This window comes from Pararhizobium sp. A13, from assembly GCF_040126305.1.
Classification (GTDB): domain Bacteria; phylum Pseudomonadota; class Alphaproteobacteria; order Rhizobiales; family Rhizobiaceae; genus Pararhizobium.
The window spans coordinates 4249737-4271586 of the sequence record NZ_CP149510.1; the positions used below are offsets into that span (position 1 = coordinate 4249737).

Consider the following 21850-nt stretch of genomic DNA (forward strand, 5'->3'; position numbering starts at 1 on the left):
CAGCACACCGTGGGGCAGATAGTCCTCCGTCCGGGCGGGAGGTCCGAACGGAGGGGTATTGGTGTCAGATCGAAAGGTGAATGTATGATTTGGGGAAACGGCGGTCAGGCCGTTTCCGGATTATATTGGCCTTGATGAAATCAGGAGCCCTTGCCACCGCACTTGCCGGTTGCAACGTTGAAGTTGCCGCAGGACATCGGCTTGCGCCAGTCGGAGATCAGGTCCTTGGAATCGGGCAGGTAGTCGGACCATTCGTCGCCGACGACGGCAGGCGTCTGCTGGACGATTTCGAATTGGCCGTCTTCCTGGATTTCACCGATCAGCACCGGCTTGGTGATGTGGTGGTTCGGCATGACGGTGGAATAGCCGCCCGAAAGGTTCGGAACGCTGGTGCCGATAATCGTATCGAGAACTGCATCCGTGTCGGTGGTGCCGGCGGCTTCGACGGCCTTCACCCAGGCGTTGAAGCCGATATAGGCGGCTTCCATCGGATCGTTGGTTACCCGCTTGTCGTTCTTGGTAAAGGCGTGCCATTGCTTGATGAATTCGGCGTTGACCGGAGCATCGACGGACTGGAAGTAGTTCCAGGCAGCCAGATGGCCGACCAGCGGCTTGGTGTCGAGACCGGCAAGTTCTTCTTCGCCGACCGAGAAGGCGACGACCGGAATATCGGTAGCCTTGATGCCCTTGTTGCCGAGTTCCTTGTAGAACGGGACGTTGGCATCGCCGTTGATGGTCGAGACGACGGCGGTCTTCTTGCCGGCCGAGCCGAATTCCTTGATCTTCGCCACTTCTGTCTGCCAGTCGGAGAAGCCGAACGGCGTGTAGTTGATCAGGATATCCTCTTTCGGGACGCCCTTGGCGATCAGATAGGCTTCGAGGATCTTGTTGGTCGTGCGCGGATAGACATAGTCGGTGCCTTCAAGCACGAAACGCTCGACGCCTTCCGTATTCATCAGGTAGTCGACCGCCGGAATGGCCTGCTGGTTCGGCGCGGCACCCGTGTAGAAGATGTTGCGCGAGGATTCTTCACCCTCGTACTGGACCGGGTAGAAGAGCAGCGAATTCAGCTCTTCGAAGACCGGCAGAACGGATTTGCGCGACGACGAGGTCCAGCAGCCGAACACGGCCGCGACCTTGTTGACGGAGATCAGCTCGCGCGCCTTTTCGGCAAACAGCGGCCAGTCGGACGCCGGATCGACGACGACGGCTTCAAGCTTCTTGCCGAGTAGGCCGCCCTTCTTGTTCTGCTCTTCGATGAGCATCAGCATGGCGTCCTTGAGCGTCGTCTCGGAAATGGCCATGGTGCCCGAAAGCGAGTGAAGAACGCCGACCTTGATCGTGTCTTCGGCAGCAAAAACGCCGGAGAATGCGGTCGTGGCAAGCGCACCGGCCAGGAACGCGCTCATGACATGAGATTTGATTTTCATTGTGAACCCCTCTCGTTCTTTGACGACGGCTCTTGGGAGACCTTTACCGTTCGTAAAGGAACTATCCATTGGGGGCGGCGAAACCTGTATACGTCAATTGACGTAGACCCGGGGGCGAAGTGTGCAATGCAGCACCTTTAAGGATCACGATCTTCTGTGCTACGACTTTATTGCGGCCGCGAAGATAGCAAGGGGAACCGACACAGCAGATGACAGCCCGCCAGCGCATCATTCCGGTCCGGCGCGAATATAACCGCTGGGTCGCCAACCAGACGCTGGAAGACTACGCGCTGCGTTTCACCGCCAAGAGCGCCCGGCAATTCTCCTCGCAGCGCATTTCGCAGACCGCGATCGGGGCGATCTCCTTCCTGGCGCTGGAGGCGATCGGTGGCGCCATCACCCTCTCCTATGGCACGACCAACGCGGTCATCGCCATTCTTGCCGCCAGCATCGTCATGCTTTGTGTCGGCCTGCCGATCAGCCGCTACGCCATCCGCCATGGCGTCGATATCGATCTTCTGACGCGCGGGGCAAGCTTCGGCTATATCGGCTCGACCATCACCTCGCTGATCTACGCGAGCTTCACCTTCATGCTCTTTGCCATCGAGGCCTCGATCATGTCGGCGGCGCTCGAACTGGCGCTCGGCATCCCCGTCTGGATCGGCTATATCATCAGCGCCGTCATGGTCATCCCGCTGGTGACGCATGGCGTTCGCCTGATCAGCAAGTTCCAGCTGCTCACCCAGCCATTCTGGATCATCCTCAACATCCTGCCCTTCATCTTCATCGCGCTCGCAGACTGGGGCAAGTTCGATCTCTGGCTCGCCTTTGCCGGCGCCCACAAGGCGGCTGGCGCGCCCGGCTCCTTGGCGCCATTTTCGCTTGCCGAATTCGGGGCGGCCTCCGCCGTCATTCTCGCCCTGATGGCGCAGATCGGCGAGCAGGTGGACTTTCTTCGCTTCCTGCCGCCGGAAGGGCAGCGCAAGCTGCATCACCGGATCGCCGTGTTCCTCGCCGGCGCCGGCTGGGTGATCGTCGGCGCGCCAAAACTGCTGGCCGGTTCGTTTCTCGTCGTCCTCTGTCTTAGCGCCGGCGTTCCGGCGGAGGATGCCGCCGACCCGGCGCACATGTACCTGACCGCCTTCGGCTACATGATCCCCTGGCACAATGCGGCATTACTGCTGATGGTGGCCTTCGTGGTCGTCTCGCAACTGAAGATCAACGTGATGAATGCCTATGCGGGATCGCTCGCCTGGTCGAACTTCTTCTCACGTCTTACCCACAGCCACCCCGGCCGCGTCGTCTGGCTGATGTTCAACGTGGCGATCGCCCTGCTTTTGATGGAACTCGGCATCTACAAGCTGCTGGAAGAGACGCTCGGCATCTTCTCGATCATCGCCATGTCCTGGCTCTGCACCATCTCGGCCGATCTCTTCGTCAACAAGCCTCTGGGTCTGGCACCGCCGAATATCGAGTTCAAGCGCGCCCATCTCTATGACGTCAACCCCGTCGGCGTCGGTGCGATGACGCTGTCGGCCCTCATCGCCCTCACCGCCCATTTCGGTCTGCTCGGCGCGATGGCGTCGTCATTGGCGCCCTATATCGCGCTGATCACCGCCTTCATCGCCTCCCCCGCCATAGCCTGGGCCACCAAGGGCAAATACTATCTCGCCCGCAAGCCGCGCCAGAGCTGGAAGAAGCTCTCTACCGTCACCTGCTCGATCTGCGAACATCCGTTCGAACCCGAGGACATGGCCTGGTGCCCGGCCTATTCCGCGCCGATCTGTTCTCTCTGCTGCTCGCTCGACAGCCGCTGCCACGACATGTGCAAGCCGCATGCGAGCTTCAATGCGCAGACCGCCGTTGTCGCCAAGGCCCTGCTGCCGCAAAAGGTTACCGAAACGCTCGCCACTCGCCTCGGACGCTACGGCATTGCCGTCGTCCTCTCCGTTGCCGGCATCGGCGTCATTCTGGCAATGATCGCCCACCAGACCGGCACGGCGTCGCCGCAGGTGGCCGCGGTGATTAACCGGACGATCGGTGTGGTCTTCTTCGTCTTTGCCGTCGTCACAGGCATCGTCTGCTGGTTCTATGTGCTGGCGCATGACAGCCGGCTGGTGGCGGAAGAGGAATCCTCGCGCCAGAACACGCTGCTCCTGAAGGAGATCGCCGCCCACAAGAAGACCGATGCGGCCCTGCAATACGCCAAGGAGACGGCGGAGGCCGCCAACCGCGCCAAGAGCCGCTATGTGGTGGGTTTGAGCCACGAACTGAGAACGCCGCTCAACGCCGTTCTCGGCTACGCGCAGATCCTCGAACGCGATGAGACCATCCCCGCTCCACGCCAGTCGGCGATCAAGGTAATCAAGCGCAGCGCCGACCACTTGTCGGGCCTGATCGACGGGCTGCTCGACATCTCCAAGATCGAGGCCGGCCGTCTGCAGGTCTATTCGAACGAGATCAATATCCAGGATTTCCTCGACCAGATCGCCGACATGTTCCGCCCGCAAGCCCAGGCCAAGGGTCTCGTCTTCGAGCACGACCGGGCAAGCACCCTGCCGCAATATGTCCGCACCGACGAGAAACGGCTGCGGCAGATCCTCGTCAATTTGCTCTCCAATGCCATCAAGTTCACCGACAGCGGCACAATCCGCTTCGACGTGGCCTATCGCAGCCAGGTTGCGACCTTCACCGTTTCCGACACCGGTCGCGGCATTTCGCAAGCCGACCTGCCGCGCATTTTCGAGCCATTCCAGCGCGGTGAGGCCGAACATATCCGGCCGATGCCGGGCCTTGGGTTGGGGCTCACTATCACTCGGCTTCTGACCCAGACGCTCGGTGGCGAGATCGTCGTCGACAGCGAGCGCGACAAGGGCTCGACCTTCCGCGTCCGCCTGATGCTCTCGGCGATCAACCGGCCGACCGCCTCCTTGCCCTCGGTGCGCAAGATCGCCGGTTATGCCGGCCCCCGCCGCACGATCGTCGTCGTCGACGACAACGAGGATCACCGCGACCTGATGCGCGAGGTGCTGATGCCGCTCGATTTCGTCGTGCTGACGGCGGCAGGCGGAACGGAATGCCTGACGCTGATCGAGGGCGTCAAACCCGATCTCTTCCTGATCGACATATCGATGCCCGGCATGAACGGCTGGCAACTGGTCACGCGGCTGCGCGAGCACGGACAGACGGCGCCGGTGATCATGCTCTCGGCCAATATCGGAGACGGTACCGAGGCGGATGCGCGCACTGGTCACAACGATACCCTGACCAAGCCCTTCGATATCCGCCAGTTGCACGACAAGCTGGCCGTCCATCTGGCCCTCGAGTGGGAATACAGCGATACGGCTGCACCTCCGCCAAAGCCAAAAGTCAGCGCCGAGGTCAAGACGCCCGGTGTCGCCCATGTCGAGGAACTGATCCGGCTGGGTGAAATCGGCTATGTCCGCGGCATCGAGGCGAAGCTCGCCGATCTCGCGCGCTCGGAGGAAAATCAGCCCTTTACCGAGGCCGTGAAGACCTATGTTCAGGCTTTCGACCTTGCCGGCTATGCGGATTTCCTCCAGAGCATAAACAAACACGGGAGAGCCGCCGGTGAATGAAGCAGTCCATCCACGCGATATCGTGCTCATCGTGGATGATTCTCCGGAAACGCTGGGCTTCCTCACCGATGCGCTCGAACAATCCGGCTTCTCTGTGTTGATCGCCACGTCCGGCAAAGCTGCAATCAACGTCGTCGACCGCATCACGCCGGATATCATCCTGATGGACGCGGTGATGCCGGGCATGGACGGTTTCGACACCTGCCGCAGCCTCAAGGCCAATCCCGGCATCGCTCAGGTGCCGGTGATCTTCATGACCGGGCTGACGGAAACCGAACATATCGTCCACGCGCTGGAATCCGGCGGCGTCGATTATCTTTCGAAGCCCATCAATATCGACGAACTGCGCGCCCGTATCCGCGTACACCTTGCCAATGCGCGCTCGGCGCAAAGCGCGCGCGTGGCGCTGGATGCGGCCGGGCGGCACCTGCTGGCCGTGCGTGGGACCGGCGGCATCCAGTGGTCGACGCCGCAGGCGACGCGGCTGGTCAATGCCGCAACGGGCCGGGATGATGGGCTGGAAACGCTCGCCGACCATATCCGCACCTGGCTGGAGGAGCGCGAAAAACACGGGGTCTCCAAGGAGCCGCTGATCATCCACCAGCATGGGCAACCGGTCTTGCAGCTTGCCTATCTTGGCGCCATCGGCGGCGACGAATTCCTGTTCCGTCTCACCGGCGTCAGCCAGACCAGCGACGACGACATTCTCCGCCAGAATTTTTCGCTGACGGTGCGCGAGGCCCAGGTGCTGCTCTGGATCGCCAAGGGCAAATCGAACCGCGATATCGGCGAAATCCTGGGCTTGAGCGCCCGTACGGTCAACAAGCACCTGGAACAGATCTACGTGAAGCTCGGCGTCGAAAACCGTGCGTCTGCCGCCGTCAAGGCGGCGAATGCCTTGCGCGAGGTCTAGCCGCCTTCAGTATGAATGCGGCGGCACGAAGAGACAGAGCGTCCGGCTCTTTGCCTCGCCTGCGACCGAGCACCAATGGTATTCGCCGTCCGGCGAGGACCGGACACGCTTATCCGCATAGGGCACCACCTCACCGGTGACATTGATGACGTAACCTTGCGGCTTCTCGCTGATCGCCTTGGCGGCGACCGGCCGGCAATCCTGATTGGAGCAGCAGGAGAACGGATAGCTCCAGCCGGACGGCGCATCATGCGCCTTGCCCGCCGCAGGCCATAAGCTGGCTGCGATCAGCGGTGGTATCAGCCAGGCGAGGTAGTATCTTCTTTCCTGAAGGACGGGGATCGCAACCGAAACATGTCCAGCTGCGATTGGGCGGTAGGCTACCTTTGAGAAGCGCATGAAGAACTCCTGGTTTGGGACCACTGCTGTTCCCGCCGTCGAAGCGTTTCTTCCCGCATACCGGCTGACGTCGGCAAGCTCCGCCGACGCCGACATCAGCACGATCCCTTCAGGGGGGGCCGTGCGTCCGTTCCTGGACATGGCCCGTCACTACAACCCTTGGGCGACGTGCCAGCCTGCCTTATATTTAAGCATTATCTGCCGATTCCTCCGGGTGGGCAATCGGTCGCCATCGACAATCACGCCACGTTGCAATATCGCAACATGCTAATATTTAGTCTTTTAAAGTCAGGGGTTTATGCCACGCGATCCGGAGGCTGCCGCCCTTCGAAGAACGCCGTGACGTTCTCGACGACTTTCATGCCCATCGCCGTGCGCGTCTCTTCCGTTGCGCTGCCGAGATGCGGCAGGAGCACGACATTGTCCAGACCACGCAGCCGCTCGGGGACATTCGGCTCCGCCTCAAAGACGTCGAGACCGGCCCCACGGATGACGCCGGTTTCCAGTGCTTCGACCAGCGCGTTTTCGTCGACGACATCGCCGCGCGCGGTATTGATCAGAAACGCTTCCGGTTTCATCATGGCCAGACGTTGCGCATTGATCAGATGCCGGTTTTCGCCGCCGCCTGGGCAATGCAACGAGACGAAATCGGAGACGGCCAGCACCTCCTCGACGGTGTCCAGTTGCCGGGCGCCAAACCGCGATGCGCCCGCGGCATCGATTTTCGACCTGTTGTAGAAAACGACATCCATGTCAAAGCCGAAATGGCAGCGTTTTGCCATGGCCTTACCGATCCGGCCGAAGCCGATAATCCCGAGCGTCTTGCCGGTCACCTTGGTTCCGATCATGTGCGTCGGCCGCCAACCGGTCCACCGCCCGGAACGAACCTCGCGTTCGCCCTCACCTGCCCGGCGCGCAACGGTAAGCAGCAGCGACATGGCGATATCGGCGGTACAATCGGTGAGAACGCCGGGCGTGTTGGTGACCACAATGCCGCGCGCCTTTGCAGCAGCGATGTCGATGTGATTGTAGCCGACGCCGAAATTACCGAGAATTTTGGTGCAGACGTCATTGGCCTCGAAAAGCGAAGCCGGCAGGCGGTCGGATACCGTTGGCAAGACCGCATCGAAAGAGCGAAGCGCTTCGATAAGTGCTGCCGAATCCATGGCGATATCCGAGGCATTGAACGAAGCATCGAACCGTTCTGCCAGAACGCGCTCCACTGCCTCGGGCCAGCGGCGGGTGACGAGAATGCGTGATTTCTGGGCCATCGGCTGCTCCTGGCTGGTATCTGAAGCAGACACTTAACACAGGAACGGCCGCAAACCAGCGGCCATTCGGTTGAAACAGATATGCAGATCGGGGCGCTAAAATGGCGCCCCGATCGGTCCCGGTCAGCTCTTCAGGAAGGCGAGCATGTCGTCGTTCAACAGCTGCTTATGCGTATCGGTGATGCCATGCGGCGCACCGGCGTAGACCTTCAGCGTGGCATGCGGCACCAGCGTCTTGGAAGCGCGGGCCGCAGCGTCGATCGGCACGATCTGGTCGTCATCGCCATGGACGATCAGCGTCGGCACGTCGAACTTCTTCAGGTCCTCGGTGAAGTCGGTTTCCGAAAACGCCTTGATCGAGTCATAGGTGTTCTTGTGGCCGCCTGCCATGCCCTGCAGCCAGAAGCTGTCGATCATGCCCTGCGAGACCTTGGCACCGGGGCGATTGAAGCCGAAGAACGGTCCGGAAGCGATATCCTTGTAGAGCTGCGACCGGTCGGCGATAGAAGCGGCGCGAATGCCATCGAAGACTTCGATCGGCAGGCCGCCGGGATTGGCGGCCGTCTTCAGCATCAGTGGTGGTACGGCAGCAATCAGGCCGGCCCTGGCGACCCGGCTGGTGCCGTGGCGGCCGATATAACGGCTGATCTCGCCGCCACCTGTGGAGAAGCCGAACAGCGAAACGTTCTCCAAGTTCAGAACTTCGATCAGGTCGGCCAGGTCATCGGCGTAGTGATCCATGTCGTTGCCATCCCATGGCTGGGACGAGCGGCCATGGCCGCGACGGTCGTGGGTGATGACGCGGAAGCCGTTGTCGGCCAGATGCAGTGCCTGGGCTTCCCAACTGTCGGAAGAAAGCGGCCAGCCGTGGCTGAGAATGACGACAGGGCCATCCTTCGGACCCCAGTCCTTGAAGTAGATTTCGACGCCGTCGCGCGTGGTGATGGTGTTGACGCTGCGCTGGGCCGGAGCCTGGCTTGCGGCCACCGATGCAGCCTGATCCTGGGCAACCGCGGTCGAGCCGACCAGGGCGCCCGAAACTGCAGCGATCCCTGCTCCGCTGACGCCTGCAAGCAGGATATTGCGGCGGGAAAAATTCTGTTCCTGGGTGCTGTTGGACATGACGTTCTCCTTCTCCATTTTGCGATGCCGGGTTGCGGCGGCGCGGTTGATTTTTTAGCGATTTAATCGTGCGCGATATAAATACTCGAATTTCGGCCGCAAGGGCATCTGTTTGGCGATGCCGAATTAATATCGTGCACGATTAAATCGTTGACAATACTTACGCGCGGAATTTTCTCATGTCAATGCCTTGCGATTAAATCGCGAACGATTTATTTTGCAGCCATTGGATAAAGGATGGGCACAATGGATCAGACACTGAACGACAAAGCGGATATAACCAAACTCGACGACTTCCTCTGCTTCGCGATCTATTCCGCGCATCACGCCCTCAACCGCGTCTACAAGCCGCTTCTGGACGCGATCGGGCTCACCTACACGCAGTACATCGCCATGGTCTCGCTCTGGGAGCAGGATGACCAGACGGTCGGGAGCCTCGGTGAAAAGCTGTTTCTGGAATCGAGCACGCTGACGCCGGTGCTGAAGCGCCTGGAGGCTTTGGGGCTCATCGTGCGGACCCGCGACAAGACCGATGAGCGGCAAGTCCGGGTGCAATTGACGGCATCGGGACGCGCGCTTCGGGAAAGGGCAAAAACCATTCCGCCGTGCATTCTCGAAGCGAGCGGTCTGGAGATGGACGAGTTGGCACGGCTCAAGGCGGAGATCGCGATGTTGAGATCATCGCTGCTGCGCTAGCGGAGACGCGGCGTCGCGCGCCTGGACCGCAAATGCAAAAAGGCCCGGCAATGCCGGGCCTTTCGCGGTCCAGATGGACCAATTGGTATGCCCGGAACGACTATTCGTTCTGGAAGTAGGTGTACTTGCCGTCGTCGCCCTTCTTCCAGGTGTACATGACGTAGTCCGGACGGGTGATGTCGCCCTTGTCGTCATAGCTTAGTTCGCCGATGGCGGTGTGGAACGGGCCCTTACCCTTGATGTTTTCCGCAACTGCCTGCGAGTCGTTGCCGCCGGTCGTCTTTGCAGCTTCTGCAATAACCTGCAGAGCGGCATAGGAGTACAGCGTGTAGGCTTCCGGTTCGAAGCCGGCAGCGCGGAACTTTTCAACCAGTTCCTTTGCAGCCGGGTTCTTGCGCGGATCCGGAGCAAACGTCATCAGCGTGCCGTCAACAGCGTCGCCAGCGATCGAAGCAAGTTCGTTCGAAACGATACCGTCGCCGGACATGAAAGTGGCCTTCAGGCCCTGGTCAGCCATCTGGCGCATGATGAGGCCGGCTTCGGTGTGCAGGCCGCCCCAGTAAACCACCGTTACACCGGCTTCCTTCATCTTGGCGATCAGGGCCGAGAAGTCCTTGTCGCCAGTCGTGATACCTTCGTAAATGACTTCCTTCACACCGCCTTCGTTCATGGCAGCCTTGGTCAGGTCAGCAAGACCCTGGCCGTAAGGCGTCTTGTCGTGAACGACGGCAACCTTGCCATCCTTGAAGTTGGCAGCGATGTAGGCACCGGCAACGGCACCCTGCTGGTCGTCACGACCGCAGGTACGGAAGGTGTTCCACAGGCCGCGCTCGGTGAAGACCGGATTCGTAGCAGACGGAGTGATTTCCAGGATGCCGTTCTCCGCGTAGACTTCGGAAGCCGGGATCGAAACGCCGGAGTTGAAGTGGCCGACCACGAACTTGACGCCGTCAGCCACGAACTTGTTGGCGACGGAAACGCCCTGCTTCGGGTCGGAAACGTCGTCGCCGAGGACGATCTTGATCTGCTCACCATTGATGCCGCCGGCAGCGTTGATGTCGGCAGCGGCCTGCTCAGCACCCTTCTGGAGCTGCGCGCCGAAAGCTGCGTTCGGTCCCGTCAGCGGGCCAGCAACACCAACCAGCAGGTCAGCCCATGCAGTGCCGCTGAAAGCGACCATTGCAGTCAGCGCAACAGCCGACAAAAGTGACTTCTTCATCTTGTTACTCCCAAAAAATTTGAGCGGGTGTCGTTTAAACCGGTCACGATACCCACCATAATCGCGCCGGTATTCTTGTATCCGCAGGCAGCGCACCCGGCGCCACCATGGGTTTCCCTCTGTTATTTCGCCTTCCACGAGAAAGGCGATGCCTTCTCATAGAGCCAGTAGTAATTGTTGGTCATCTGCTTCGTGCGGTAGTAGCGATAACCGGCCGTAGCAAACAACAAAAGGACGATGGTGTCCACGATATAGTACTGCAAAGTCAACATGCTGCCGTTGAAAAGCGCATGATGGATAAAGCGGATCGCCACACCCAGAAGTAGGGTGTAGATGATCAATGTCGAGTATTTGCTCCAGCCCTCGGCAGCGCTCTTTCCCGTGCGCCAGGCCGTCCATCCGCCCATCACCACGGTGACCAACGCGAACTGCAGAATGGTCGGTTCTTCGTAGAGAATGCCTTGCATCCCATTTCTCCCCTTCAAAGCGCAGGCGGCTCTCAAGCCGCGCAAAACGCTCCAACGTACCGAAATCACACCCGCCGGCTGCAGCGTAGCACCGCCGGCAGGCATGGCATCAATGATGGCCGCCCTCGAGATAGGCGGCGCGCACTTCCGGATTGGCCAGCAATTCCTTGCCGCTGCCGCTCATGGTCACCTTGCCGTTGACCATGACATAGCCGCGATGGGAGAGCTTCAACGCAGCAAAGGCGTTCTGCTCGACGAGGAAGACGGTCAGGCCTTCCTGTTCGTTGAGCTTCTTGATCGCCTCGAAAATGCTCTTGACGATCAGCGGCGCCAGACCAAGCGACGGCTCGTCGAGAAGCAGAAGCTTCGGGCGCGCCATCAGGGCACGGCCGATCGACAGCATCTGCTGCTCGCCGCCCGAAAGCGTTCCGCCGCGCTGCGCCTGACGCTCCTTGAGCCGCGGGAAAAGCGTGAAGATCTTTTCCACGTCCTCGTCGAAATGCTTCAGATTATCCAGGCTCGCGCCCATCTGGAGATTTTCAAAGACGGTCATGCGCGGAAAGATGCGCCGACCTTCCGGTGATTGGGCGACGCGCAGCCGAGCGATTTCGTGCGTCGGCATGTGGGTGATGTCCTCGCCGTCGAAGATCACCGAACCGGTCTTCGCCTGCGGACTGCCGCAGATGGTCATCATCAGCGTCGACTTACCGGCACCGTTGGCACCGATCATGCAGACGATCTCGCCGCGCTTGACCTCGACGTCAACGCCAGCGAGCGCGCGAATATTGCCGTAATAGGTCTCGACGGCTTTCACATTCAGGAGGGTATCACTCATCAGTGCGTATCTCCCGGCGCGATTTCCTCGATCTGTTCGATCACTTCTTCGACCTCAACATCTTCAACACCGAGATAAGCCGCAATAACCTTCGGATCGTGTTTCACAAAATCCGGATTTCCGTCGGAAATCTTCTGCCCGTATTCCAGCACCACAACGTGGTCCGAAATTTCCATGACCACCGACATGTCGTGCTCGATCAGCAGGATCGACGTATCCGTATCCTTGCGGATGCTGCGCAAAAGCTCGTTGAGGGCGAGCGATTCACGCGGATTGAGACCGGCCGCAGGCTCGTCCAGGCAAAGGAATTCCGGCCCCGTGCACATGGCGCGGGCGATTTCCAGACGGCGCTGTGCACCGTATGGCAGGTCGCCGGCCGGATCGTCGGCGCGGTCGGTCAGGTTTGCCTTGTCGAGCCAGTATTTCGCGCGCTCGATCGATTCGCCGACCGCCGCCTTGTAGGTCGGGAAACCGAGCAGGCCGAGGATGGTGTAGCCGGAAGCCAGCATCAGCTTGTTGTGCTGGGCGACGAGCAGGTTCTCCAGAACCGTCAGGCCCGAGAAGAGCCGGATATTCTGGAAGGTGCGGGCCACCTTGGCGTCGCGGTTGACCTCGTAATCCGACATGCGTTCGAGAAGGTATTCCTTCCCGGCCTTCTGCCGCATCGTGATCATGCCCATCGTCGGCTTGTAGAAGCCGGTGATGCAGTTGAACACCGTCGTCTTGCCGGCGCCGTTCGGGCCGATGAGCGCGGTGATATCGCCGCGATAGGCTTCGAACGACAGGTCGTTGATGGCCATCAGGCCGCCGAAACGCATCGACAGATGCTCGACTTTGAGGATTGGATCTTTCGTCATTGTGTCTGTCTCAAGGGCCATCAGCCGTGCCCTTCCTTGGTAAAGCTGCCGGAGACACTCTTGCGTTCGCGCAGGAATGCCGTGGGTTCGCGCGAGCCAACGAAGCCGCGAGGCTTCCAGACCATGACGACGATCATTGCCAGACCGAAGATCAGCATGCGGTAGAGTTCCGGGGTGAAGTCAGGTCCGAAGATCCGCTTCAGGAAGTCCATTTCACGCAGCAGTTCGGTGCCGCCGATCATCACGGTGGCGGCGACGGCGATGCCGACCAGCGAGCCCATGCCGCCGAGAACCACGATCGCAAGAATGATCGCCGATTCCAGGAAGACGAAGGATTCCGGCGAGACGAAACCCTGGCGGACGGCAAAGAACGACCCTGCAATCCCCCCGAACATCGCGCCGGTGGCGAATGCCGTCAGCTTGGTCGTCACCGTGTTGATACCGAGCGAACGGCAGGCAATTTCGTCCTCGCGCAGCGCTTCCCAGGCCCGGCCGATCGGCATGCGCCGCAGGCGGATCGTGACGAAGGCGGCCAGCATGCAGAGCGCCAGGGCCAGATAGAACAGGAAGATCTTGTAATAGGCCGAGGACATAGGCAGGCCGAATGCCTTGGCGAAATTGTTCGCGGCGCTGACATCGAAGGACCAGATGCCGAAGACACTTGCCTTGGCGATGCCGGAGATACCGAACGTGCCCTTGGTCACTTCCGTCCAGTTGATTAGCACCAGCCGGATGATTTCCCCAAAGGCGAGCGTCACGATCGCCAGGTAGTCCCCCTTGAGGCGCAGCACTGGGAAGCCAAGGACCGTGCCCCATAGCGCTGCCAGGACACCGGCCATCGGCAGGAGCAGCCAGAAGGACAGGCCGAAATAGGACGACAGCAGCGCGTAGGAATAGGCGCCGACCGCGTAGAAGGCGACATAACCGAGATCAAGAAGGCCGGCGAGGCCGACGACGATGTTCAGTCCCCATGCCAGCATCACATAGATGAGGATCTGGATGCCGAAGTTATCGACCCATTTCAGCGAGCCCTGGAAGCCGAACAATGCCACCATGACCGGCGGGTAGACGATCAGGGCGAGGATGGCGAGCAGACTGAAATTGCGCGCAACGAAGCCCGCCTCCCGCTCGACCGCAGGAGCTGCGGCCTTTGCCGCCTTGCGCGCCTCCAGCCAGGGACGAACATAGGCGACCGCCAGGAAACGGCCGACCACGGCGATGGCGACGAAGATCGCCAGAAGACCCCAGCGCTGGACGAGGACAAGCTCGTTCAAGATGTTCTGGTCGGTCTTCAGGCCGACGAAGAGCACGAACAGGCCGAGAGCGACGAGACCGGCATAAAAGGCCTCGCGCAGAGCCCGCGCCATCAGATTGCTGCTGACGGCCTCATTGGTGTGCGAAATGTTTGCCATGAAACTATACCTTCTCGACTTCCGGCCGACCCAGAATACCAGACGGCTTGAAAATCAGCACGATGGCGAGGATCGAGAATGTCGCGACATCCTTGTAGTCGATGGTGAAATAGGCAGACCAGAGCGATTCGATCAGGCCGATCATGAGGCCGCCCAACACGGCGCCCGGAAGAGAGCCGATGCCGCCCAGCACAGCTGCCGTGAACGCCTTGACGCCCGGCGTGAACCCGTCGGTAAACACGATCACGCCGTAATACATCAGGTACATGGTACCGGCAACGGCTGCCAGCGCTGCACCCATGACGAAGGTGATCGAGATCGTCTTGTCGACATCGATGCCGAGCAGCGCCGCCATCTTGCGGTCCTGTTCGGTCGCGCGCTGGGCGCGCCCGAGTGGCGTATGATTGACGATATACCAGAAGATCGTCAGCAGAATGGCCGTTACCAGCACGATGATGATCTGCTTCAGCGAGACCGAAATGCCGAAAATGTCGTAGACCGACGACACCAGCGGCGGGACCGGCTTGTTGCGCGGGCCTTGCGTCACCTGAATGAAGTTCGACAGCGCAATCGACATGCCGATCGCGGTGATCAGCGGCGCCAGCCGGAACGAGCCGCGCAGCGGGCGGTAAGCCAGCTTTTCGATGACCCAGTTCCACAGGCCCGTCATCAGCATCGCGATGAGGATCATGATGAACAGGGCAAGGGCGATCGGAACGCCACCGAACAATCCCAAGAGGATCAGGTAGACAATCAGAGCCGCGAAACCGCCCAGCATGAAGATATCGCCGTGGGCGAAATTGACCATGCCGATGATGCCGTAAACCATTGTGTAGCCAATGGCGACCAAACCGTAAATCGAGCCAAGCGTCAGCCCGTTGACGAGCTGCTGGACAAAATACTCCATCAATATCCCCCGGGTCTGATCCTATTAGGTCAGACCTCTTGTTTTAGAAGCTCTTTCCGAGCCTTTTCGATAGGGGATTCCATAATGCTTTCGAACCAAAAGTGAAGCGTAAAATGACGCTTTCCTGAAATTCTTTCCCAGTTTAGTGATTTTGACGCTTTAACAGCCAAAAAATCAAAAAATTAGCAGTTCAGAGCGTGTTTTTGGGCACCAAACCGTGAATCTTACGACCAGCCGCCTGCGCAGTGCCCGCTTGTGCACATTTATCATCAGCCGGCCTGCGTGATGGTCAGGACCGCATGCGCGATCCGTTGGCATCGAACAAGGGCTGCGCCTGCAGGCGAGCGGGCAGCATCTCGCCAAGCAGCTCGACCTGCCAACCGTCCGTTTCATCAGCGACGTCCTTGGGCACATAGCCGATCGCCACCGACACACCCGAAGTGTGCGCATATCCACCCGACGTCACCCAGCCGCAGACTTTGCCGTTCAGGGAGATCGGCTCGTCGCCGATCACATCGGCATCCTTGGCGTCGATAACGAAGGTGCGCAGGCGCAACGTGCCGCCTTCCGCCTTTTCCTTCGCGGCAGTTTCCTTGCCGATGAAGTCGGCCTCCTTCTTCAAGGCGACGAATCGGCCAAGCCCGGCTTCCAGCGGGCCGTAGAGCGGACGATATTCACGCGACCAGCTGCCGAAGGATTTTTCGACCCGCAGGGCATTCAGCGCACGCAGGCCAAAGAGCTTGATGCCGAACGCGGCGCCGGCTTGCATGATCAGGTCATAGAGATAACGCTGGTATTCCGGCTTCATCCAGATTTCATAGCCAAGATCGCCGGTGTAGCTGACACGGCCGACGATGGCGGGCGCCATGCCCAGATCCATGCGGCGAATGTCCATGAAAGGGAAGGCCTCATCCGATACGTCGAGATGGGTCAGCTTGGAGATCAGGGCACGGGAATTCGGGCCGGCAATGGAAAGACCGACCAATTGGAGGTTCAGCGCCTTCAAGACGACGGAACCGTCCTTCGGCAGATGGCTCTCGAACCAGCGCATATGATAGTCCTGGGCAATGCCGGAGCCGATCAGCAGGAAATCCCCATTGCCGATCTTGGCCAGCGTGAAATCGCCGATCAGCTTGCCGTCGTCCTTCAGCATCGGTGCAAGCGCCATACGTCCGGCCGCCGGAATACGGCAGGTCAGCATGCGGTCGAGCCAGGCCTCGGCGCCTTTGCCGGTGATCGAATACTTTGCGAAACCGGAGGTCTCCATCAGGCCAACGCTGTCGCGCACGGCCTTTGCCTCGGCGCCGACGACGTCGAAATCGTTGGAGCGGCGCCAGGAAAATTTGTCCTCCTCGCCCTTCGGCGCGAACCAGAGCGGCTGCTCTAGGCCGTAGGACGCGCCGAAGACGGCGCCCGCTTCTTTCAGTTTGTCATATATCGGCGTCGTCAGGAACGGGCGCGCGCCCGGCAACTCCTCGTTCGGGTAGCGGATGGAGAAGCGACGCGAATAGTTTTCGCGGACCTTGGCGTTGGTGTAGCCGAGTGTTGCGAAATCACCGTAGCGCGATACGTCCATGGCAAACACGTCGAAGCCCGGATCGCCGTAGATGATCCAGTTGGCGAGCGCGAGGCCAACGCCGCCACCCTGGCTGAAGCCGGCCATCACGGCGCAGGCCGACCAGTAGTTGGTAAGGCCGCGAACCGGGCCGACCAGCGGATTACCGTCCGGCGAGAAGGTGAAGGGGCCGTTGATGATCTTCTTGATGCCGGCCTTGTTGAAGGCCGGGAAATGGCGGAAGCCGACTTCGAGTTCGGGTGTGATTCGCTCGATATCCTCTGCCAGCAATTCATGGCCGAAATCCCAGGACGTCGTGATCGGCGACCAGGGGCGGCACGCCTTCTCATAGGTGCCCATCAGCATGCCGTTGCGTTCCTGGCGCAGATAGATCTCGCCGTCGAAATCGACGCAATGCATCAGCTCCTTGCCGCGCGTCTGGTTGAACTCGATGACCTCCGGCATGTCCTCCGTTATGAGGTACATGTGCTCCATGGCGAGCACCGGCAGTTCGAGCCCTGTCATGCGCCCGACTTCGCGGGCCCAGAGACCAGCAGCGTTGACAACGTGCTCGGCGATGATCTCGCCCTTGTTGGTGATCACGCGCCAGGAGCTGTTTTCCAGCTGCACCAGGTCCTCCACCTTGGTGTGCAGGCAGATGTCTGCGCCATTCTTCTTGGCGGACTTGGCATAGGCATGGGTGGTGCCATAGGGATCGAGATGCCCTTCGACCGGATCGAACACCGCGCCGACGAACTGGCTCGGGTTCAGAAGCGGCATCAGTTCGTGCGCTTCCTTGGGGCTGAGAAGTTCTGCCTCCAGCCCCATGTAGCGGCCTTTGGCAAGAATCGACTTCATCCAGTCGAACCGCTCCTTGGTGGCAGCCAGCATCATGCCGGAGGTCATGTGCAGGCCGATGTCCTGGCCGGAATAGTCCTGGATTTCCTTGTAGAGTTCGACCGTATATTTCTGCAGCTTGGCGACGTTCGGGTCGCCATTGATGGTGTGCATACCGCCAGCAGCGTGCCAGGTCGAGCCGGAGGTCAGCTCCGAGCGCTCCAGGAGAACCACATCGGTCCAGCCGAACTTCGTCAGGTGGTAGAGGATCGAACAACCGACGACGCCGCCGCCGATAACGACGACCCTGGCATGGCTTTTCATGAAAATTCTCCGGTTTCGGGCGCATGCCGGGGGAAGCCCCCGTCAAACGGTCCACTCGGTTGAGCGAAATCTTGGCTATCGAAACCGTAGTGTTAAAGCCGTCGCGGAGAAAGACATCCGTGCGAACAGGTCTTGCTCATTCCCGCCATTCGCTGCCTCACCCGCGCCGTAAAAGCGGCATGCGATGACGCATTCGCTCTCAGCCGGAGAAATCGGCGGAGAGATCGAACTCACGCCCCATCAGCCTCAGGTCGTCAAACAGGGCTTCGGCGAAGCTGCGCATGACGATCAGTTCGAATTCGTTCTCGCCGGTTCGCGCCAGATTGACGCCGATATGCCCGCACAGAACATTTGACGAGGTGCCGATCGCAAACATGGAAGGATGCAGATCGGTTGCGACGCCCTTGGCAAGAAGGCGGCGCACATTCGGACCCGACAACCGCAGAACGACGCGGCCGTCACTCTGATCGAAAATGTAAGCCGCCTCGGCAAGCAGCAGCGAGAGACTGCGGTGCAGTCCGTCCGGCGTTTCCGACGGAGATACAGCCAGCCATTCGCCTGGCCCGACGAAACGCACGGATAGCTCGCTTACGGCCGCCAACCCCGCGGCGACCGCTGCCTCCTCGCCATCAATAGCCATGACCGTCGCGATCGCCTGTCTACGCGGGATCTCCAGGTGATCGACGGCCCGAATTCCGGGCTCCCGGGGAACACCTGCTTCCAGAGGGTGGTGAGAAGTGAAGGTCTTGATCATGTCGGCGCCCGTCTCAAGAATTCAGCCTGGCATTGCCGGGATCGACGAAGACCGGGTTGCAAACCTCCGCGATTGTCTCGGCACCGCCCAGCTTATCCCAGACGACGATGCGTTCGCCATAACGTTCGCGGCCGGATTTCAGGAAAGCGAGCGCGATGTCATGGCCAAGCGTCGGCGAAAAGCAGGCGGAGCTGACATAACCCTGATCATTCAAGGTGGACGGTTTGGCACCTTCGCGCAGCAAATGCGCACCGGCGCGGATATGCTGGTCCGTCTCGACGGGTTTCAACCCGACCATCTGCATACGGTCTGCCGCCGTCAGTCCGTAGCGCGTCGAAAGCCGCTTACCGATAAAATCCGGTTTCTGGACCGAAACCATGCGCCCGAAGCCGGCATCATCCGGTGTCACGCGGCCATCGAACTCGGCATGTGTGACATGGCCCTTCTCGATGCGCAGCACGTTCAAGGCCTCAAGCCCATAGGCGCGGATGCCCTGTGCCCTGCCCGCTTCCATGACCGCGTCGGCGACCGCTTCGCCAAAACCCGCGGGCACTGCAAGCTCGTAGGCCAGTTCGCCGGAAAAGGAAATGCGGAACAGCCGTGCCTTGAGGCCACCTTTCAGCGTCACGACGCCAGCAGCGAGGAACGGAAAGGCCGCGTCCAAGATATCGTCCTCGACGAGCGCCTGGACGACGAGGCGCGCCTTCGGTCCGGCGATCGCCATCTGCGCCCACTGATCGGTCGAGGAGCAGAAGCGAACCTTGAGGTCCGGCCAAAGCACCTGCGCGCAATATTCCATATGGGACATGACGCCGCCGGCGAGCGCCGTCGTTGTCGTCATGAAGAAATGCTCGGGTGACAGCCGGCTGGTGGTGCCGTCGTCATAGACCATGCCGTCTTCGCGCAGCATCAGCCCGTATCGCGCCTTGCCGACCGGCAGCTTCAGGAACGGGTTGCAATAGAGCCGGTTGAGGAACTCGGCCGCGTCCGGTCCGAAAATCTCGATCTTGCCGAGCGTCGAGACGTCGCAGAGCCCGACATTTTGCCGAACGTTCAAAACCTCGCGGTCCGTGCTTTCCCGCCATGTCTTTTCGCCGTGTTGGGGAAAATAGGCCGGGCGATGCCAGAGGCCGGAATCGACGAAGACCGCACCGTTCTTTTCTGCCCAGCCATGCAGCGGCGACTTGCGAACCGGAACGGCATGCTCGTCGCGCGATGGACCGGCAAGAGCGCCGAAGGCGACCGGCGTATAGAAGGGACGGAAGGTGGTGGTTCCGACGTCGGCCGGACTGATGCCCTGCATTGCGGCCAGCAGACCGGTAGCATTGATACCCGAGAGCTTGCCCTGATCCGTCGCCATGCCGTTGGTGGTGTAGCGTTTGGCATGCTCAACATGGCCGAACCCCTCGCGCAGAGCCAGAGCCAGATCCTTGACATGGACGTCGTTCTGGAAATCCACAAAAGCCTTCGCCTTGGCGCCCGGCGCATACCAGAGCGCCGTAAAGGACGAATCGACGTCTTCGCCCACAGACGGCAGCGGATTTGCAGCGGAAGAAAAACCGAGATCGGCCGCAATCGCCGCGGCCTTCTCCGCGCCGTCCTTGAGGCAGCCGCCAAGGCTGTATCGTCCAGCAGCGGAGCCGGCAACGGCAAGCCCGCTGCCAACGTCAGGCGCAAGAAACGTGTTCAGTTCCGTCGACCAAACCGGTTTTGCACCGCGCTGGCAGGCAAGATGAATGACTGGATTCCAACCGCCGGACATGCCGATCGCGTCACAGGCGATCGTTTCCTCGAAGCCCGACCGCTCGACAACCAGGCCGGAGACACGTTGGCGTCCTCGTGTGTCGACAACGCAAGCAGACCGGATGACGCGCACGCCCGCCGGCGGTACATCTGCCGCTTCGGTGCGGCTGTCGATGATCGCCGCCACCTCGATGGCGTGAGCAGAGAGATCGCTGGCAGCCCGGTAGCCGGCGCTGCCATTGGTGAAGATCGTCACCGACTTGCCTGCCGCGACGCCAAACCTGTTGGCATAGGTGCGCAGGGCACCGGCCATCATCACGCCCGGCCGGTCGTTGCCGCCGAAGACCAGCGGCCGCTCCTCGGCGCCCGTCGCCAGAAGCGCTCGTTTGGCGGCAATGCGCCAGAGCCGCTCCACCGGCAGCTTCGCCTGCGGTGCAACCACATGCTTTTGCACCCGCTCCAGCGCACCAAAAACGTTGTCGTCGTACCAACCAAAGACGGTGGTACGCGGCATGATCGTGACATTTGGTAGTGCACGAAGCTCGGCAAAAGAACTTTCGGCGAAATCCAGCGCTGGGCGTCCGTCGATGTGTGTCGTTTCAGCGAGCAGAGAACCGCCCAGCCGGAAATCCTCGTCAGCCAGAATGACCCGCATCCCCGCCCGGCCTGCGGTCAATGCCGCCACGAGGCCTGTCGGCCCGGCACCAACCACGAGCAGGTCACAATGCGCCCAGCATTTCTCATAACTGTGCGGATCGCGCTCCAACACGGCGCGCCCAAGACCCGCAGCCCGGCGGATCACGGGTTCGTAGACCTTCTCCCAGAAAGCAGCCGGCCACATGAAGGTCTTGTAGTAGAAACCCGCCGACAGGAACGGCGACAGAAGATTGTTGAGAGCGCCGATGTCATATTTCAGCGACGGCCAGCGGTTCTGGCTGTGGGCATCGAGGCCGGCGTAAAGTTCGGCAACCGTTGCTTTGGTGTTCGGGTCGCTGCTCGCCTCCTTGCCGATTGTCACGAGCGCGTTCGGCTCGGAGGCTCCGGCCGTGACGATGCCGCGTGGCCGGTGATACTTGAAGCTGCGCCCGACCAGAAGCTGATCATTGGCAAGCAGGGCCGATGCCAGCGTGTCGCCGACAAGCCCCTTCATGGCCCGGCCGTCGAAGTTGAAGCTCAACGTGCTGCCGCGATCGACGACACCACCAGATGTCAGGCGATGGGCGGTCATCGGCCACCCTCCCGTGCCACAGACGCGCCGTCCGTCACCGAAAAGACCTCGTGGGTAAGCGTATCGCGCTCGACGGCAAGCCAGCGCCGACAGCCCGCGACATGCTGCCAGTGTTCAACGTAGCGTCCGCGCGGGTTGGTGCGGATATGGACATATTCGTGCCATGCCTCGTCAGTGGCTTCGGGATGTGGACGCATCACTGATGCTTCACCTCGGATGGAAAACTCTTGCCTGGGCCGGACGCCGCAATGCGGGCAGTGAATGAGGCTTGCCATTCAGGGT

The 21850-nt window shown here is 60.6% G+C and carries 17 protein-coding genes; 3 read left to right on the forward strand and 14 right to left on the reverse strand.

The features are described from left to right. Positions 1-140: 140 nt before the first annotated feature. Complete coding sequence (gene urtA, locus WI754_RS20785) at positions 141-1409, reverse strand: urea ABC transporter substrate-binding protein (RefSeq protein ID WP_349437902.1); 1269 nt, start codon at positions 1407-1409, stop codon at positions 141-143. A 230-nt stretch (positions 1410-1639) separates the two neighbouring features. Between urtA and WI754_RS20790 the strand changes: the two genes are divergently transcribed. Further along, positions 1640-5029: an ATP-binding protein gene (locus tag WI754_RS20790; protein WP_349435360.1), complete on the forward strand. Its 3390-nt coding sequence runs from the start codon at positions 1640-1642 to the stop codon at positions 5027-5029. After that, a complete protein-coding gene (locus WI754_RS20795; RefSeq protein WP_349435362.1) occupies positions 5022-5942 on the forward strand; it encodes a response regulator transcription factor in 921 nt (306 codons plus the stop codon). Before WI754_RS20790 ends, WI754_RS20795 begins: the two co-directional genes overlap by 8 nt. A 6-nt stretch (positions 5943-5948) precedes the next feature. Here WI754_RS20795 and WI754_RS20800 read toward each other — a convergent pair whose 3' ends face one another. The 3 genes from WI754_RS20800 to WI754_RS20810 form a co-directional block, all read right to left on the reverse strand. Then, positions 5949-6245 (reverse strand): hypothetical protein, encoded by a 297-nt coding sequence (locus WI754_RS20800; RefSeq protein WP_349437904.1) that lies wholly within the window; start codon positions 6243-6245, stop codon positions 5949-5951. A 392-nt stretch (positions 6246-6637) separates the two neighbouring features. Beyond that, entirely contained in the window at positions 6638-7612 is a 975-nt protein-coding gene (locus WI754_RS20805) for a D-glycerate dehydrogenase (protein WP_349435364.1), read from the reverse strand. 123 nt (positions 7613-7735) lie between these two features. After that, positions 7736-8734, reverse strand: coding sequence for an alpha/beta hydrolase (locus tag WI754_RS20810; protein ID WP_349435365.1), 999 nt, complete (start codon positions 8732-8734; stop codon positions 7736-7738). Positions 8735-8980: 246 nt separating this feature from the next. Between WI754_RS20810 and WI754_RS20815 the strand changes: the two genes are divergently transcribed. Beyond that, positions 8981-9430 carry a MarR family transcriptional regulator gene (locus WI754_RS20815; RefSeq protein WP_349435366.1) on the forward strand — a complete coding sequence of 150 codons (450 nt, stop codon included), beginning with the start codon at positions 8981-8983 and terminating at the stop codon, positions 9428-9430. A gap of 100 nt (positions 9431-9530) precedes the next feature. On the opposite strand, the gene WI754_RS20820 is transcribed toward WI754_RS20815, so the two are convergent. From WI754_RS20820 to WI754_RS20865, 10 genes are all read right to left on the reverse strand, one after another. After that, on the reverse strand, positions 9531-10649 hold the full coding sequence (locus tag WI754_RS20820; protein ID WP_349435367.1) for a branched-chain amino acid ABC transporter substrate-binding protein: 1119 nt from the start codon (positions 10647-10649) through the stop codon (positions 9531-9533). A gap of 122 nt (positions 10650-10771) precedes the next feature. Next, a complete protein-coding gene (locus WI754_RS20825; protein ID WP_349435368.1) occupies positions 10772-11116 on the reverse strand; it encodes a DUF6867 family protein in 345 nt (114 codons plus the stop codon). Between the two features lie 109 nt (positions 11117-11225). Continuing rightward, a complete protein-coding gene (locus WI754_RS20830; RefSeq protein ID WP_349435369.1) occupies positions 11226-11951 on the reverse strand; it encodes an ABC transporter ATP-binding protein in 726 nt (241 codons plus the stop codon). After that, positions 11951-12829 (reverse strand): ABC transporter ATP-binding protein, encoded by an 879-nt coding sequence (locus WI754_RS20835; protein ID WP_349435371.1) that lies wholly within the window; start codon positions 12827-12829, stop codon positions 11951-11953. Before WI754_RS20835 ends, WI754_RS20830 begins: the two co-directional genes overlap by 1 nt. Continuing rightward, positions 12829-14220, reverse strand: a complete 1392-nt coding sequence (gene livM, locus WI754_RS20840) for a high-affinity branched-chain amino acid ABC transporter permease LivM (protein WP_349435372.1) — start codon at positions 14218-14220, stop codon at positions 12829-12831. The genes WI754_RS20835 and livM overlap by 1 nt, the downstream gene beginning before the upstream one ends. A 4-nt stretch (positions 14221-14224) precedes the next feature. Next, on the reverse strand, positions 14225-15127 hold the full coding sequence (locus WI754_RS20845; RefSeq protein ID WP_349435373.1) for a branched-chain amino acid ABC transporter permease: 903 nt from the start codon (positions 15125-15127) through the stop codon (positions 14225-14227). Positions 15128-15416: 289 nt separating this feature from the next. Next, positions 15417-17843, reverse strand: a complete 2427-nt coding sequence (locus WI754_RS20850) for an FAD-dependent oxidoreductase (RefSeq protein WP_349435375.1) — start codon at positions 17841-17843, stop codon at positions 15417-15419. 199 nt (positions 17844-18042) lie between these two features. Next, positions 18043-18597, reverse strand: coding sequence for a sarcosine oxidase subunit gamma family protein (locus tag WI754_RS20855; RefSeq protein WP_349435376.1), 555 nt, complete (start codon positions 18595-18597; stop codon positions 18043-18045). Positions 18598-18610: 13 nt separating this feature from the next. Next, positions 18611-21568 (reverse strand): sarcosine oxidase subunit alpha family protein, encoded by a 2958-nt coding sequence (locus WI754_RS20860; protein WP_349435377.1) that lies wholly within the window; start codon positions 21566-21568, stop codon positions 18611-18613. Next, the gene (locus WI754_RS20865; protein WP_349435378.1) at positions 21565-21843 is read right to left on the reverse strand and encodes a sarcosine oxidase subunit delta; all 279 of its coding nucleotides are present in this window, start codon (positions 21841-21843) and stop codon (positions 21565-21567) included. The genes WI754_RS20860 and WI754_RS20865 overlap by 4 nt, the downstream gene beginning before the upstream one ends. Positions 21844-21850 lie beyond the last annotated feature (7 nt).

Excerpts from the sequence above, each read along its gene's own strand:
- urtA (WP_349437902.1), bottom strand. The coding sequence starts at position 1,409 with ATGAGCGCGTTCCTGGCCGGTGCGCTTGCCACGACCGCATTCTCCGGC.
- WI754_RS20845 (WP_349435373.1), bottom strand. The coding sequence starts at position 15,127 with ATGGAGTATTTTGTCCAGCAGCTCGTCAACGGGCTGACGCTTGGCTCG.
- WI754_RS20830 (WP_349435369.1), bottom strand. The coding sequence starts at position 11,951 with ATGAGTGATACCCTCCTGAATGTGAAAGCCGTCGAGACCTATTACGGC.
- WI754_RS20820 (WP_349435367.1), bottom strand. The coding sequence starts at position 10,649 with ATGAAGAAGTCACTTTTGTCGGCTGTTGCGCTGACTGCAATGGTCGCT.
- WI754_RS20860 (WP_349435377.1), bottom strand. The coding sequence starts at position 21,568 with ATGACCGCCCATCGCCTGACATCTGGTGGTGTCGTCGATCGCGGCAGC.
- WI754_RS20810 (WP_349435365.1), bottom strand. The coding sequence starts at position 8,734 with ATGTCCAACAGCACCCAGGAACAGAATTTTTCCCGCCGCAATATCCTG.
- WI754_RS20805 (WP_349435364.1), bottom strand. The coding sequence starts at position 7,612 with ATGGCCCAGAAATCACGCATTCTCGTCACCCGCCGCTGGCCCGAGGCA.
- WI754_RS20855 (WP_349435376.1), bottom strand. The coding sequence starts at position 18,597 with ATGATCAAGACCTTCACTTCTCACCACCCTCTGGAAGCAGGTGTTCCC.
- WI754_RS20835 (WP_349435371.1), bottom strand. The coding sequence starts at position 12,829 with ATGGCCCTTGAGACAGACACAATGACGAAAGATCCAATCCTCAAAGTC.
- WI754_RS20850 (WP_349435375.1), bottom strand. The coding sequence starts at position 17,843 with ATGAAAAGCCATGCCAGGGTCGTCGTTATCGGCGGCGGCGTCGTCGGT.
- WI754_RS20790 (WP_349435360.1), top strand. The coding sequence starts at position 1,640 with ATGACAGCCCGCCAGCGCATCATTCCGGTCCGGCGCGAATATAACCGC.
- WI754_RS20815 (WP_349435366.1), top strand. The coding sequence starts at position 8,981 with ATGGATCAGACACTGAACGACAAAGCGGATATAACCAAACTCGACGAC.
- WI754_RS20825 (WP_349435368.1), bottom strand. The coding sequence starts at position 11,116 with ATGCAAGGCATTCTCTACGAAGAACCGACCATTCTGCAGTTCGCGTTG.
- livM (WP_349435372.1), bottom strand. The coding sequence starts at position 14,220 with ATGGCAAACATTTCGCACACCAATGAGGCCGTCAGCAGCAATCTGATG.
- WI754_RS20865 (WP_349435378.1), bottom strand. The coding sequence starts at position 21,843 with ATGGCAAGCCTCATTCACTGCCCGCATTGCGGCGTCCGGCCCAGGCAA.